This is a genomic window from Chitinophaga sp. (assembly GCF_036569125.1).
GTDB lineage: Bacteria > Bacteroidota > Bacteroidia > Chitinophagales > Chitinophagaceae > Chitinophaga.
The window spans coordinates 1-14164 of sequence record NZ_DATCRF010000738.1 but is presented as its reverse complement, the minus strand read 5'-3'; the positions used below and the strand labels follow the sequence as shown (position 1 = coordinate 14164).

15 protein-coding genes are annotated in these 14164 nt (G+C 48.5%); 8 read left to right on the top strand and 7 right to left on the bottom strand.

Annotation, left to right across the window (positions count from 1 at the left end; translation table 11 throughout):
* From VIM87_RS27410 to VIM87_RS27395, 4 genes are all read right to left on the bottom strand, one after another.
* Window positions 1-507 (bottom strand): ABC transporter permease (locus VIM87_RS27410; RefSeq protein ID WP_332000074.1); only part of this gene is annotated, 507 nt, incomplete at its 3' end.
* Window positions 508-668: 161 nt separating this feature from the next.
* The gene (locus VIM87_RS27405) at window positions 669-1412 is read right to left on the bottom strand and encodes an ABC transporter ATP-binding protein (RefSeq protein WP_332000073.1); all 744 of its coding nucleotides are present in this window, start codon (window positions 1410-1412) and stop codon (window positions 669-671) included.
* Window positions 1413-1637: 225 nt separating this feature from the next.
* Complete coding sequence (locus tag VIM87_RS27400; protein ID WP_332000072.1) at window positions 1638-2930, bottom strand: efflux RND transporter periplasmic adaptor subunit; 1293 nt, start codon at window positions 2928-2930, stop codon at window positions 1638-1640.
* Between the two features lie 47 nt (window positions 2931-2977).
* Window positions 2978-4318: a TolC family protein gene (locus tag VIM87_RS27395; RefSeq protein WP_332000071.1), complete on the bottom strand. Its 1341-nt coding sequence runs from the start codon at window positions 4316-4318 to the stop codon at window positions 2978-2980.
* A 322-nt stretch (window positions 4319-4640) separates the two neighbouring features.
* Between VIM87_RS27395 and VIM87_RS27390 the strand changes: the two genes are divergently transcribed.
* Entirely contained in the window at window positions 4641-5156 is a 516-nt protein-coding gene (locus tag VIM87_RS27390; protein ID WP_332000070.1) for a hypothetical protein, read from the top strand.
* Window positions 5157-5243: 87 nt separating this feature from the next.
* Here the strand turns inward: VIM87_RS27390 and VIM87_RS27385 are convergent, their stop codons facing one another.
* Window positions 5244-5843 carry a redoxin domain-containing protein gene (locus tag VIM87_RS27385; RefSeq protein WP_332000069.1) on the bottom strand — a complete coding sequence of 200 codons (600 nt, stop codon included), beginning with the start codon at window positions 5841-5843 and terminating at the stop codon, window positions 5244-5246.
* A 7-nt stretch (window positions 5844-5850) separates the two neighbouring features.
* A complete protein-coding gene (locus VIM87_RS27380; RefSeq protein WP_332000068.1) occupies window positions 5851-6312 on the bottom strand; it encodes a TlpA disulfide reductase family protein in 462 nt (153 codons plus the stop codon).
* Between the two features lie 147 nt (window positions 6313-6459).
* Here VIM87_RS27380 and VIM87_RS27375 point away from each other — a divergent pair, with 147 nt between their 5' ends.
* Together VIM87_RS27375 and VIM87_RS27370 are read left to right on the top strand one after the other, a co-directional pair.
* Window positions 6460-6711 (top strand): hypothetical protein, encoded by a 252-nt coding sequence (locus tag VIM87_RS27375; protein WP_332000067.1) that lies wholly within the window; start codon window positions 6460-6462, stop codon window positions 6709-6711.
* Window positions 6702-7013: a type II toxin-antitoxin system RelE/ParE family toxin gene (locus tag VIM87_RS27370; RefSeq protein ID WP_332000066.1), complete on the top strand. Its 312-nt coding sequence runs from the start codon at window positions 6702-6704 to the stop codon at window positions 7011-7013. Before VIM87_RS27375 ends, VIM87_RS27370 begins: the two co-directional genes overlap by 10 nt.
* Here VIM87_RS27370 and VIM87_RS27365 read toward each other — a convergent pair.
* Window positions 6997-7884, bottom strand: coding sequence for an AraC family transcriptional regulator (locus VIM87_RS27365; RefSeq protein ID WP_332000065.1), 888 nt, complete (start codon window positions 7882-7884; stop codon window positions 6997-6999). The two genes, VIM87_RS27370 and VIM87_RS27365, sit on opposite strands and share 17 nt — an antisense overlap.
* Window positions 7885-8028: 144 nt before the next feature.
* On the opposite strand from VIM87_RS27365, the gene VIM87_RS27360 reads away from it, so the two are divergent.
* The 5 genes from VIM87_RS27360 to VIM87_RS27340 all read left to right on the top strand — a co-directional run.
* Window positions 8029-8355, top strand: a complete 327-nt coding sequence (locus VIM87_RS27360; RefSeq protein ID WP_332000064.1) for a hypothetical protein — start codon at window positions 8029-8031, stop codon at window positions 8353-8355.
* 210 nt (window positions 8356-8565) lie between these two features.
* Complete coding sequence (locus tag VIM87_RS27355; protein WP_332000063.1) at window positions 8566-9819, top strand: DUF6786 family protein; 1254 nt, start codon at window positions 8566-8568, stop codon at window positions 9817-9819.
* Window positions 9820-10000: 181 nt separating this feature from the next.
* On the top strand, window positions 10001-10852 hold the full coding sequence (locus VIM87_RS27350; RefSeq protein WP_332000062.1) for a fumarylacetoacetate hydrolase family protein: 852 nt from the start codon (window positions 10001-10003) through the stop codon (window positions 10850-10852).
* A 172-nt stretch (window positions 10853-11024) separates the two neighbouring features.
* Window positions 11025-13415: a T9SS type A sorting domain-containing protein gene (locus tag VIM87_RS27345; protein ID WP_332000061.1), complete on the top strand. Its 2391-nt coding sequence runs from the start codon at window positions 11025-11027 to the stop codon at window positions 13413-13415.
* A 462-nt stretch (window positions 13416-13877) separates the two neighbouring features.
* Window positions 13878-14164, top strand: a 287-nt coding sequence (locus VIM87_RS27340; protein WP_332000060.1) for a carboxypeptidase-like regulatory domain-containing protein, incomplete at its 3' end; no start/stop codon positions are given.

Sequence of the window (14164 nt, the reverse complement as noted above, 5' to 3'; positions counted from 1 at the left end):
GCTGAAAAGGTTCTCTACTACTGTTTGTCCAATGAGGCATACTTTGCTGGCTGCCTTTACATCATTGTCACCGAAAGCCACGCCATCTTTCAGCGGCCAGTCGCGTATATCCAGGTAATTCGGGCTCACACCCTGTATGCTGGTCGGCCAGTTCAGCGCACCGTTAATAGCCTGCCCTTTGCCGGATACCTGTGGCGATACAGCTGTAATATACTTTGCCTGTTGTTCAATAGCCTTTATATCATCCAGCTTCAGGGTTTGCAGGCTGGTAGCATCCAGCCTTGCGCCGCCGCCTACGCTGGTGTTGCTGTTGGGACGTATGGTGATCATGTTGGAGCCCATGCTGGACAGCTGATCCTGTATGCTTTGTTTGGAGCCCTGCCCGATGGCCACCATTGCGATCACCGCCCCCACGCCAATAATAATACCCAGCATGGTGAGGAAGGCCCGCAGCTTATTGCGTTGCAGCGCCCGTAAGGCTATCCGTATGAGGTTGAAGAAGTTCATAGTTGTTATTTGGGTCCATGGTCCATAGTCGATGGTCCATGGCATTTTTCATTATAGCCACTCCTACGAAAAATGGTAGCAGTCCTTTCCCGAAATAATATTTTCACGCAGCAGTCCATGGACCATCGACTATGGGCCATGGACTGCGCGCGTAGCGCGCACTAATAATCATCCGATACCGGCAATTCGCTCAGCGCCTGCCGTGCAGACCGTACATTCTCATTCCTGCTGTCGCGGATCACTTTACCATCGCGCAGCATTACGGTACGGCTGCTAAAGGCGGCAATATCCGGTTCGTGTGTTACGAATACAATAGTTTTGCCGGCCTGGTTCAGCTCCTGCAGCAGCGCCATGATCTCATATGAGGTGCGGGTATCCAGGTTACCTGTAGCTTCATCGGCCAGTATCATTACCGGCTCATTCACCAATGCACGCGCAATGGCCACCCGCTGCTGCTGCCCGCCGGAGAGCTGGTTGGGCATATGATCCAGGCGCTCTGCCAGCTTCACGGCTTCCAGCGCTTTCACGGCCCGTTCGTGCCGGTCGTGGGCAGTAAGCCCGGAGTTGTAGAATAAGGGCAGCTCCACATTTTCCAGCGCGCTGGTACGCGCCAGCAGGTTATAGGCCTGGAACACAAAGCCGATCTTGCGGTTACGCAGCCGCGCCAGCTCATCCCGCGATAGCTTACTGATATCCACACCATCCAGCTGGTATATCCCGGAGGTTGGTTTATCCAGGCAGCCCAGTATATTCAGCAGCGTAGTTTTGCCGCTGCCGCTGCTGCCCATAATAGTTACAAATTCCCCGGCCGTTACCTCAAACGATACGCCTTTCAGCGCACGAACAATCTCCGTACCCATTCTAAACTCCCGCTTCAGGTCATGTAGCTCTAGTATCTTACCCATTTCATTATAGTTTCATTATCATTCACTCAGCACAGCTCAGCTTCAAAATTTTATTAACTCATTCTATTCTCATCCATTCGCCATCAGCACCCTGCATCCCCTTTTATTCAGCTATTTATCATTTAACCTCACCGCTCATTATACAAATCAACACATTAACACATCATCCCATCCGCACAAATCATCTGCACATCTGCACATTTGCATATCCGCACATCTGCACATCTACCTCCCGCTGCGGCTGCCGCTACTACCCCCTCTGCCCGGCCTTGACGGCATAAACGGACTTTTGGTGGCGCTGCTCTTTTCCTTTTTGGTAACCCGTCTTACATCATTCACCACAATATCCGATGTATCCAGCCCGCTCATTACCTGCACATTGGTTTCATCATTCAGGCCGGTCATAATATGGCGGCGTATAAGGGTATCGCCCCGTTTGATCCATACTGCAGCAGGACGTGCCGCTTCATCCGGAGAGGTTAAGCGTTTAGTGGTATCCGTTTGTGTTCTCAAAGTATCCGGGCGTTTGCTGCGGTAAAAGCCGGCTTCCGTTTTGCCATGAGCAGTATCCCTTCGGCCTATGATCACATAATCTTTCAGCAGGGCGGAATCCGGTTTGAATTTCAGCGCTTTGGCGCTTACCAGCAATGCATTCTTAGCTTCTTTGGTGTAGATGGTGATATTGGCCGTCATGCCGGGTTTCAGGCGCATATCGTTATTAGGTGCATCTATGATGGTTGTGTAGGTAACCACGTTGGCAGAGGTGGTGGGCTGCAGGCGCACTTCCTGCACGGTGCCGTTAAATACATCGTCGGGGAACGCATCTACGGTAAAGGTTACACGCTGTCCTTTTTCTACGTTGCCAATATCCGCTTCGTCCACGCTGGCCTGGACCTGCATTTTGGTAAGGTCTTTCGCTAAAATAAAAAGGGTAGGGGTGTTAAAGCTGGCTGCCACTGTTTGCCCTATGTTCACATTCCTGTTTAACACCACACCATCAATAGGCGAGTAAATGTTGGCATAGGAAAGGTTCTGGTTGGCTGATTGCAATTGTGCTTTAATTGCCGCCACATTTGCCTTGGCGCTGTTGAACTGGTACAGGGCCGTTTCATAATCGGCCTTGCTGATGGCCCCAACATTATACAGCTGCGATTGACGGCTGTAGTTACTTTGCTGAAACACCAGCTGGTCCTGGGCTGCAGCCAGGTTGGCCGCATACTGGTTCACCTGCGCCTGCAGCAACGATTTATCCAGCTCCGCTATCAGCTGGTTCTTTTTCACCTGCGTATTAAAATCCGCATAAATAACGCGGATGGTGCCGGATACCTGTGTACCTACGGATACTGTATCCACCGGCTGTATTGTGCCGGTAGCCGTAATGGCATTGGCAATAAAACCATACACCGGTTTTTCTGTATCAATCACTACCGGATCTTCCTTATGCCTGAAGAACAGGAACCAGATAGCCACTGCTGCTATAACGATGATGCCTGTTATTAACCATTTATATCGTTTCATTTGTACTTGTTTGTCTTTTTTATTTGCCAAATGGAATCTTCGATCTCTTAATTATTCGTAACCGGTTCTCCTATATAAAACTCATAGATCCTGGTATTCAGGATGGCGCCGTACTTAGCCTGTATAAATGCTTGCAGCGCCTGCACATACAGGTTCTTTTGCACGGCAAGGTCAGTTACATTCACTGCGCCTATTTTCATTTGCTCTACACTAATGCGGTAACCCTCTTCACTGGCCACCAGCTGTTTTTCCGCAGCCTTGTATTGCTCCTGTGCATTCTGCAGGTTCAGGTAAGATTGCTCTACCTGTTGCGCTAACACGGTTTTGGTATCCTGCAGGGTTAACTTAGCCTGGTCTATCTGGATCTTTGCACGCGCTTCGTTGGCCTTGTTCACCCGGTTGCTGAAAATGGGAATGCCTAATGTTAACCCGGCACGCTGGTAAAAGTTATTATCCAGCTGCTGCCAGTAGCTGTTTGACTGGTTATCGGAAAACCCGCTGGATAAGGTACCGCCCAGGCTAAGTGTGGGTTTATAACCTGCTTTGGCTTTTTCCAGTCCTACTTCTGCAATGGTTACCCCCAGCTCTCCATTCTTTACTTCCGGCCTGGTTTGCAGTGCGGTACGTTGCGCTTCTTCCAGTGATGGTACAGGCTTTTCTGCCCGTAACGTATCCGGCTGTACGATGGAAAAGGTATAGGCGGTAGGCAGCTGCAATACCTGTTTGAGCGTTAATAAATTCTGCCGGTAAGTGTTTTGTGCAACTACCAGGGAGTAAGCATCTGTGGCTTGCTGGGCTTCCAGCTGTACCAGGTCTTTACGGGCAATGCTGCCGGCGTTAAAGAGCTGTTGCCCCTGTTGCAGCTGCGCCTGCGAGGTTTGTACCAGGTCTTTTACATACACAATGTTTTCGCCCGCCAGTAAAATGTTCAGGTATGCCTGTGTGATCTGTAGTGTAATATCGTTCTCCGCCTGCTGCACATTCAGATTGGCTGCCTGCAGCAGCAGGTTCTTTTCGCGGATGTCATTACGCAGGTACCCGCCCTGGTATAAGATCCAGGTGGAGCTTAGCGCATAGTTGCTGGCCAGGCTGGATTGTGTTTGAAAGCCGCCTACTACCGGGTTGGTATTCTTGGAGTTAGTGAAAGATTGTGTAACCGTACCTCCCAGGCTGGGGAGCCGCGCTGCGCGGGATTGTAGCAAGTCCTGCTCACTGGAGGCCTGGCTCAGGCGAAGGCTGCTTAGCTGAATATTATGTGCGCGCGCATAATCCAGGCATTGTTGCAGGCTCCATTTATCCGGCAAACCGGCTGTAGTGGAATCCTGCGCCAGTAAAGGTCCTGCACCGGCGATCCATAAGACCGCCATGAAAATAGTGATCCTGTTCATGGTATATCCTGTTCGTAATACATTAAGCCTTTTGCAATAGCGGAATGAAAGGGTATAGCCGGATGCCTGCAAATAACCTGCACTTTTTCAATTGGTCTGTGTTTTGTTAGTAGTAATTAACAGTCGTTAACAGTACTTAACAGGCGCTCACCACAGGGCAACCGGTTATGCTATAAAGACGGGTTACCCGGGGTATGGTTTAAAGTGTTAACACTTAATAACAGAGAATGGTTGAGCCGTTGGGGTTCTTTCATTTATTTATAAAATAATTACTTACATTTACGCAAAATTTATAATAACCTTTCCGAACAAAACCACTCAGATGAAAAAGATCCTTTCTACGATCACTGGCATGTTGCTGATCCTGTGTGTAACCAGCAGCATTTCTAAAGCGCAATTGAAAAGATTTAGTATTGGTCCTTTCGTGGAAGCCGGCTTCCCGGTAGGCGACCTGAAAGAGACCCACAATACCGGCTATGGCATAGGCCTGGGAGCGGATATTAAACTGATCGGCGGTCTGGGTGTAACCGGCTCCGTTAGTTATATGCGCTTCGGCGGTAAGTCTGTTGAAATGTCTCCGGGCGTTTCTGCAAAGTACGATGCATTATCTGCCGTACCGGTACGTGTTGGTCTTAAGTACAAGTTGCCTATTCCGCTGTTGTATGTTAAGGTAGAAGGTGGCGCCGCTAACCTCACCGGTGGCGATGGTACAGCTGCTATCTTTGCACCCGGCATAGGGATACGCGTACTGGGCTTTGACCTGGAAGGCAAATACGAAGCCTGGTTTAAAGACGGCACCATGGGCTTCTTTGGTCTGAAGGCCGGCTGGAATTTCTAAGATAGTTGAATTGTTAATAGTCCATGGTCCATTGCTTTTTTCAAGGCAATGGATCATGGATTTTTTATTTTAATAAACACTGCTTCCTCACCCCTTCGATTTCACCCCGCATCCCACCGCTTTCGTAAATGTTACCTCCGGCTGCTGACCAGCCAGTAAGCTATTCACCGCATTCTGCACATAATTGATCTTCTGCGCATTCCCATTATCCGGGTCATTGTCAATAGCGCCAATATACGCTACTACAATGCCTTTAGGCGTTTTATGCAACACAAATACATGCGGCGTACGCAGGGCGCCAAAGCGGCGGGTCACTATCTGTCCGGGATCTTCCAGGTAGGGAAAGTTCAGGCTGCTTTTACGGGCATGCTGCTGCATATCGGCAAAGCTTTCACTACTTGCCACTTCGGGGTCATTAGGGTTGATCATGATCACCGGAAATCCTTTACCGGAAAACTTTTCCTGCAATGCCACCATCCGGTTCTCATAACCGCGGGATACAGGACAGCTGTTACAGCCAAAGATCACAATGTAGCCCCTGGCATCCGGGTAGCTGGCCAGCGATACGGTGTTGTTATCAACGTTCTTCAGTTTAAAATCGGTTACCACAGCACCTACGGAGTAACCTTTTTCCTGCGCCCGGCAAAGGCCCGGCAACAGTAGAACCAGTAAGAGTAAGTTGCGCATAACGGTATTATTTTAAAGCGTTGTACACGGCCAGTAGCTGGTCGTACGTAAATTCCTTTTCTTCCAGGCGGCGTAGCTGTTTCCTTTTGTTAATAAAAAGTGTGGCAGGTATACTGCCCGACCATTGAGGGCTGATACGGTCTATATATTGTTGCTGATCGGTTTCATTGAGCAGTAACACTTCATTCTTCAGCTGTGCTTTTTGCACAAACGGCATCACTTCGTTCCGTAGCTTGGAACGTGCATCCAGGCTAACCAGCAATATCTTTACCGGTGTATGCTGTAACGTTTTTCCAAACCTTTCAAAATGTGGAAGCTCCTGTACGCATGGGCCGCACCAGGTAGCCCAGAAATTTACGATGTAAGTAGTATCGCTGCCCGCGGCAAAACGTTGTTCCAGTTGGTCCAGTGTGGCCAGCCGCACCTGCTGTGCGTGTGCAGATAAAAGCAGGGTTTGCAGAACAACCATATATACAGCAGTTTTGATGAGCATGCCGCGTACGATGGGTTATTATAAAAGTTACAAAGAAGCGGGGAGATGGGAAAGTTAAATGGATGAGTGGTGCAGTTGCCGGGATGACGGCAATTTTGTATCTTTATTGTAAATAAAGGATTTATGCGCAACAACCTTCAATCCAGGAAAATCAATTTTGTTCAGGATTTTTTACGGATCCAGAACGAAGCGGTTATCCGCCGTTTTGAGGATATGCTGCGTCAGGAGCAATCAAAATTAACTGAAGCTGATTTGTCATATCCTATGTCTTTAGAGGAATTAAATACTGTTATTGATCAGGCAGAAAAAGATGATCGAAACGGGCGCTTAACCAACGCCAATGATCTAAAGAAAGAGATTGACAATTGGGAATAATTATATTCTGGACAGATACTGCACGAAATCAACTCCGGAACATCTTCGATTATTACAAGCATAAAGCCAGTGTTAGTGTAGCCCGCAAAATAGTTAAGTCGCTGGTAGATAAAACCATCATTCTCCAAACTCATCCCAAAATCGGACCGGTAGAAGAACTCCTGAATCATCGCGATAAGGAATACCGCTTCCTGGTAAAAGGGCATTATAAGATCATTTACCGTATCCATGGCGATCCAATTAAAGTAGCTGCTATATTTGACTGCCGCCAGCATCCGGATAAGATCAGGAAGACCCGATAACTACCTTCCCAGCATACCCCTTAAAATACCCCATCGGCGTTTTCCCCGTGATAGCCTTAAACTGCCGGTTAAAGTTCGCCAGGTTATTAAACCCCGATGAATACGCCACCTGTGCAATGCTCATATCATTTTCCAGCAGCAGCTTACACGCATATCCGATCCGCAGCTCTGCCAGGAACTGAAAATACGTTTTGGAGGTACGTGTTTTAAAATACCGGCAAAAGGAGTGGGGGCTGATGTGTACTGCCTTCGCCACCGTTTCAATACTAAGGGCCTGGGTAAAGTTGTTAAAAGTATAATGATAGATCTCGTTGATCTTATCCGTGCGTTGCAGGTTATACTCCTGTACAAAACCCAGGCTGCTGAGGAAACTTTTTTCCGGCGTAGCGGCAATCGCTGTAAGCAGGTGAATGAGTAAGGTGATCTTTTGCGGACCGGTAGCCTGTAATATTTCCTCCATTTGCAACGACAATGCAGCTTTGGCTTTCCCATGTATCTGCAGCCCCCTGCCGGCCTGTTTCAGCAGCATGCGTACCGGTTCCATTTCCGGTAGCTGTAAAAAGGCATCGCCCCAGAAGTTTTCGTGAAAGTGAATGGCCACTGCTTCAATATGCAGCCCGCTGTCCGGTTGAAAATAATCCGCATCATTACGCCACATATGTGGCAGGTTGGGCCCCAGCAGCACCAGGTCGCCATCGGTAAAACGTTCCATATGGTCGCCCACCAGGCGGGTGCCCCGTCCCTTGCGGATGAGCGTTAGCTCCACTTCCGGATGATAATGCCAATGGTTATACAGGTAGGGCAGCACATCTTCCCGCACACTAAAGGAATGCCCGCCATGCACAGCTACTTTCCGGAGGATCGGTTTCATACGTGGAACTTGTTTTTAATCCAAAAATATACAATACAATCGCCTGAGTAGGTAATAATTGCCAATATAGTATAATTTTTGGCTTGTAAAGGATAATACGGTCATCAAAAAAACGATCAATTTGCAGTATGTTAAATTCCACGTTTGCTGATATATCTGCATACCGCCACCTGTACGCATGTATGGAACCATGAACGGGCTGCGGCCTTGTTGTTTCCCGGATGGTCCCGCTGCCTGTGGGATGATCCGGATCTTACCAGCTCCTTCCGCCAGGAGGTTGCCATCATGATGCGTAATGGTACCCATGATGTAAAACAAACAGAAATGCAGGGGCATCGTCAAAGCCCGCCGGGAGCATGTGCTGAAGCTGAAAAAGAGGATACGGTGAATGGCCTGTTAACCCTGCAGCAGGCCAACACCTATTTCAGTAACATTCAAAAAACACCGCGCTTCATAATGAATAATTCGTAATTTAATCAGCCATGTTTAATGTAAATGATCAGGTAACTGCACTTACATTGTACCTGTATAACTGTAGTATTGCACCCTGTTCCACCTGCATAATTTGGCGGTAACCTGATGCTATCGCAGTACCCAAATATTCATATTCATAATTATTCTCAAAGGCATTCATGCCCCGCTTTGGCGGGGGCGTATTGATAATCGACAATTCGTAATTCAATGAAGTATCCTTTCCACGTACTTTCCCTCTTTCTCCTTGCTGCCTGCAATCAGGCTCCTAAACAAACGGATCAGGCGAAACAGGCCGGTCAGCAGGCTGCTCAAACCACGGATGCGGCCACCTTTCAGCAGGATGAGAATTTTCTGCACAACCACCTGGGCAACCTGGTAACACTCAAAAACCCGGACGATAGCAGCATGGTGCTGGTAGCCGGCGATTACCAGGCCCGCGTTATGACCAGCAGTGCCGGCGGCTATCATGGTAAAAGCTATGGATGGCTTAACTATAAGCTCATTGAATCGGGCAAATACAACCCGCATATTAATGCCTACGGCGGCGAAGAACGTTTCTGGCTGGGCCCTGAAGGCGGACAGTATGCGCTGTTCTTTCCCAAAGGCAAACCCTTTGCCTTTGAGCACTGGCAAACACCCGGCCTCATTGATACCGCTGTTTTTGACCTGAAGGATCAAAGCAGCACCGCCGTGCATTATTACAAAGAAGGTGTTTTACAGAACTATGCGGGTGCTGATTTCCAGGTGGGCATTTCGCGTAAGATAACCTTACTGAACCGCGCCTCCCTTACGCAGCAGCTGGGCTTTACGCTGCCGCAAAGCATTGCATCCGTAGCCTACCGCACGGAAAACACCCTTACCAATAAAGGCAAAAACGCCTGGCAGGAAAGTACCGGCCTTTTATCCATCTGGTTGTTAGGCATGTTCACCCCTTCAGACAAAACCGTGATCGTAGTACCTTTTAAAGCAGGGGCTAATGCAAGCGCTTCAATTCATGATGATTATTTTGGTAAGATACCGCCTGGTTATTTGCAGGTAAAAGACAGCCTGCTGCTGATGAAGGCCAATGGTCTTAAACGCGGTAAGGTAGGCCTGGCGCCGGAAATAGCTATACCCATGGCCGGCAGTGTGGATGTGGAAAGTGGCGCCATTACCCTCATTTTATTCAGCATTAATAAGAACGGGAAATACGTTAATTCAAAATGGGAGCAGCAAAAGGAACCTTACAAAGGAGATGTGGTGAATTGTTATAATGATGGCCCGCTGGAAGATGGTTCCCAGATGGGACCCTTCTATGAGCTGGAATCTTCTTCCGACGCCCGCCCGCTGGCCCCCGGCAATTCGCTGACCTACAGCCAAACCACCGTGCACCTGGAAGGCGCCTATGCCACCATGGATTCCCTGGCGCAGCGGCTTTGGCATATGTCTATCCAGGACATCAGCACTGCATTTCCAAAATAATTTTGCAGGCTTGTGATTTACGATTTTAGATTTTAGATTTACGATCAGACCGGAGCGGCTTTGTATTACTAATGCCACCCGGTCTTAAACCATTTTCATCAAATCGTAACTCTAAAATCGTAAATCCTAAATCAATCCGCTTCCATCAAACCTAAGATCGTAAATCTAAAATCTAAAATCAATGGAGTATATCCGCTTGTACAACACCACCCAGGGCATTTTTGCGTACTACCATGAACGTTACTACCGTATGGAAGGCAGCTGGGATACGCTGGTGAACGCTTCAAACCTGTTCAGCAGTCTTTCCAAAGCCATAGCAGCTGCACAACCGGCCAGCGATGCGGAAGCAGTCATTCAGCAACACCTGCTGCCCCCCATCAGCTCCCAGGAAATATGGGCTGCGGGTGTTACCTATTTCCGCAGCAAGGTAGCCCGTATGGAAGAATCAGAAGATTCAGGCGGCGCTACTTTTTATGACCTGGTATATGAGGCAGACAGGCCGGAGCTGTTCTTTAAATCAACCGCCCGCCGCGCCGTAGGCCATGGCCACAAAGTAAATATCAGGAAGGATTCCACCTGGAATGTACCGGAACCGGAGCTAACCCTGTTCATTAACCGCGAAGGCGCTATACAGGGTTATACCATTGGCAACGACATGAGCTCCCGCAGTATAGAAGGGGAGAACCCCCTGTACCTGCCGCAGGCAAAAACATATGAAAAAAGCGCAGCCATTGGACCCTGCCTGCTGGTACCTGATCAAACCATTTCACCGGATACAGAGATCAGGATGCGGATCCTGCGCAACGGACAGCCGCAGTACAGTGATGCAGTACCCATCAGCCAAATGAAACGCGGCCACCAGGAGCTGGCCGGTTACCTGTACCGCGAAGTTGATTTTCCCGATGGCTGTTACCTGATGACCGGCACCTGCCTGGTGCCCGACAGCAGCTTTACCCTGCAGGAGAACGATGTGGTGGAGATCACCATTAACCCTATCGGTACCCTGGTAAATACTATCGCCCTTAAAAAATAGCGCCTATCCCTCATTAACAAAAAATAATATAAAGCCATCATTTTTTTGCAGTATCTTGTATTTACAAGAGCTGAAACCGTATTGCCATATACACCCATTTGAAGAGCTGAACTTTTCCTGTTACTTATTTACTGGTCTTCGGATTATACCCCTCACCCTTAATGCTGTTTTTATGAAAAAACTCTACCCCTTGTTATGCATGCTCCTTTGGAGTGTAACCTCTTTTGCCCAGAACCAAAGCCCGTTGTTAAGCAAGATCTTTACAACACCAGACAGCAGCACCATAATAGATTACAGGTACAAAAAGGCATTTAGCTATAAGCAGAACGGCGCTGCTTATACCTACTACCTGAGTAATGTAAGTAATGGCGCCTCAACCGTTATTCCGTTTAATAAAAGACTTTCCGATCAGAACGATAAGGCCTGGGTAACCAGGTTTGGCGTGGTTTTTATCGGCCAGTCCCTGAATAACGATGCCACCTTGTCTTTATACGAATGGCAGTCCGGCACGCTGAACGTGCTGGCAGAAAATATGGGTAATGTGCATGTAGCCGGCGATTATGTAATGTGGTCCGTGGCGGATACGGTTACCAGTGGTAATACCATTGTAATGCGCAGGAACCTGGCCACACAACAGCAGATCGTGGTGGCAGACACCATTGTGTTGCAGGGCGATATAGGCCCTAATGGTAATGTTGCATACACCAATGAACAGGCGATATTCCTTTGTACTGACAGTATTTGCACCGAAGTGGCCCATGTGGATACTACTGCCCCGTGGACCCTTCCTTACTTCTTTAATGTACATACGGATGGGGTGAAGGTTACTTATGAAGAATGGTGGAGGGAAGGTGCGCCTCAATACGGCACCAGCTTTTTCCTATATGAAAACGGCGCCAACACCAAACTATATGAGAACCATTGGGGCGATTTTCAGCTTGGTGGTTTCCAGGATCTTTTAACCCCCCTTTTTAATAACGGTTATATAGCAGGGCAGGCCCTGGAGACATCCCTCTATTATAATTTCCGGACAAAGATCTATAGCCGTGACCCGCAGGGTACCATACACTATCTGCAGGACACCTATACGCAAATGCCGCCCTGGGGGCTTGCATCTGTAGATGTGTTAAGCCCGCAGGGAGATGTAGGCGGGTATACTTACGGCCATCCTTCCCGTAGCACCACCGTTAGCTATTTTTATTACATTAACCATGATGGCAGTAAAAGGCGTTTCCTTTCTGCCACAGGCAACGGGATCTATTATGAAGAGCAGGACAGTACCTGGCTGATAGCAGACCGGTCCGGCCTGTACGCCGCCAACCTGGATACCATGTACGACCATCACATTACACCTTTTACCAAACAGGCTTATACGCGCAACAGAACACCCATTCCTGCCAGCGATTTTGTACAGCATTATACCGGCCCTGCCACCGGTCTTGGGCAGATACAGCAGATAGAGATCACCGGTTTTCCCAAAAAAGGTGTGCTGGTAAATAAATACGGCCAGGCTATATATAAAAGCAACAATATTATTTCACGCAGCGACATGGATACCCTCAAATACAGCGCCGGCAGCTTTCCCGGCATGGATACCATCCGCTGGCGCATATGGGATGGCCTTACCTGGACAAATGACACCGCACTGTATATAAACCTGGTACCGCCCCCTGATACCGTTAAACCCTTTGAGCGCACCACCCTGGCCGGTACGCCCATCCGCTTCTGGGGCAGTAACTTTAAGCTGAACTACACCGGCAAGCTGGCCGGCATCCGGGTGAGCCGCCTGCCTGCATACGGTAAGCTTACCATTGGCGGCAAACAGCTGTTCTATGAACGCAGCCGCGATGTAACGCTGGCGGAGCTGGACAGCATGTACTACACGCCCAACCCGAATATCGTAGGCGTAGATACTTTGCAATGGATGGGCTTTAATGGTACGGAGTACACAAAGAACGATACGCCTGCCATCCTGCGCATTTATCCCATCCTAAGCACACCGCCTATTTTAAGAACGCTGGAAAGCGCCTATAGTACCAGCGCTGGTGCTGATACCATTCTCATAGCCAATTACCCCGCACCCCGCTGGCATACGGATGTAACGGTGGTGGCAGATAATAACCGCGTGCTGCCTGTTGCCCCTGATAATACATTTATAATAGACCCATCCACTTACAGTGTGGGCGCGCATACATTAAAGGTGCTGTTTAAGCACAAGCTGGATAGCATCAGCATTCAGCGCAGCTTTACCATTACCAGCCCCTTTGCGCCTATGATGATGGCTGCGGAAAAATATGGAGTAATGCAGGAGGGAGGTGCCGTCAGCGCCTGGCCTAACCCATTCCGTCAGCAGTTCACGCTTACCGGCTTATCCGTATCTGGTACCTATATTATTACGCTTGTTAACCAGCAGGGCCAAACCATCCTGCAGCAGCGCATTGTAAATCAAAACAGGGTTGTCCTGAACCTGGATGAAAATGCAGGAACTGGGGTATATCTCCTCAAAATTTCAAATGAAAACAAAAAAGATGATGTAAAAACATTAAAGTTATTACATTTATAGCCAAAGTGTAAAGCATAAAGCACAAAGCAGAAAGCTTTAAAGCCCAGGTGCCGGTAAGCGGATCAACGCTTACCGGCACCTGTCACAAAGCACAACGTAATCAGCTTTATGCTTTCTGCTTTACGCTTTCAGCTTGGAATTAACAAAGCGTTAATGCAGCATGTCATGTGGCTAAAATACTATTATATTAGTTTTGTCCGCGCTGTATCTTTAACAAACCAACTATGTTATGAGCACACTTACAGGGGAACAATGATGATGGGCCAGTCCATATATCAATCGTGTAGCCATTTTTAGCCGATACATTATGGGCGGCTTTTTTTGAATTGTAGAGAGGATCACAGCATTATTCATTTATTACGACCAGGTAGCTGAATCGTTTATCACTTACTTATTTTTCCTGCTATGCAAAAGTTTTACTCATGGAAGTCATATTGCTTCCTTTTGTTGCTATGCCTGTGCGTGAACACAGCACTAGCGCAACGCGTCATTACCGGAAAGGTGACCAGTACTTCCGATAGTACAGGCCTGCCCGGCGTAACCATTACCCTGCAGGGCGCAGCAGGGGGCGCGGTCACTGATGCCGCAGGCCGTTTCTCTGTACAGGTGCCGGCCGGCGTACGCGCGCTTAGTTTTTCCTACGTTGGCTATCGCCAGCAAACCTTCACCATTGGTGAGCAATCCAATGTGAACATTGCCCTGGAAGTAGCCAGCAAAGGGCTGAACGAAGTGCTGGTAGTAGGTTATGG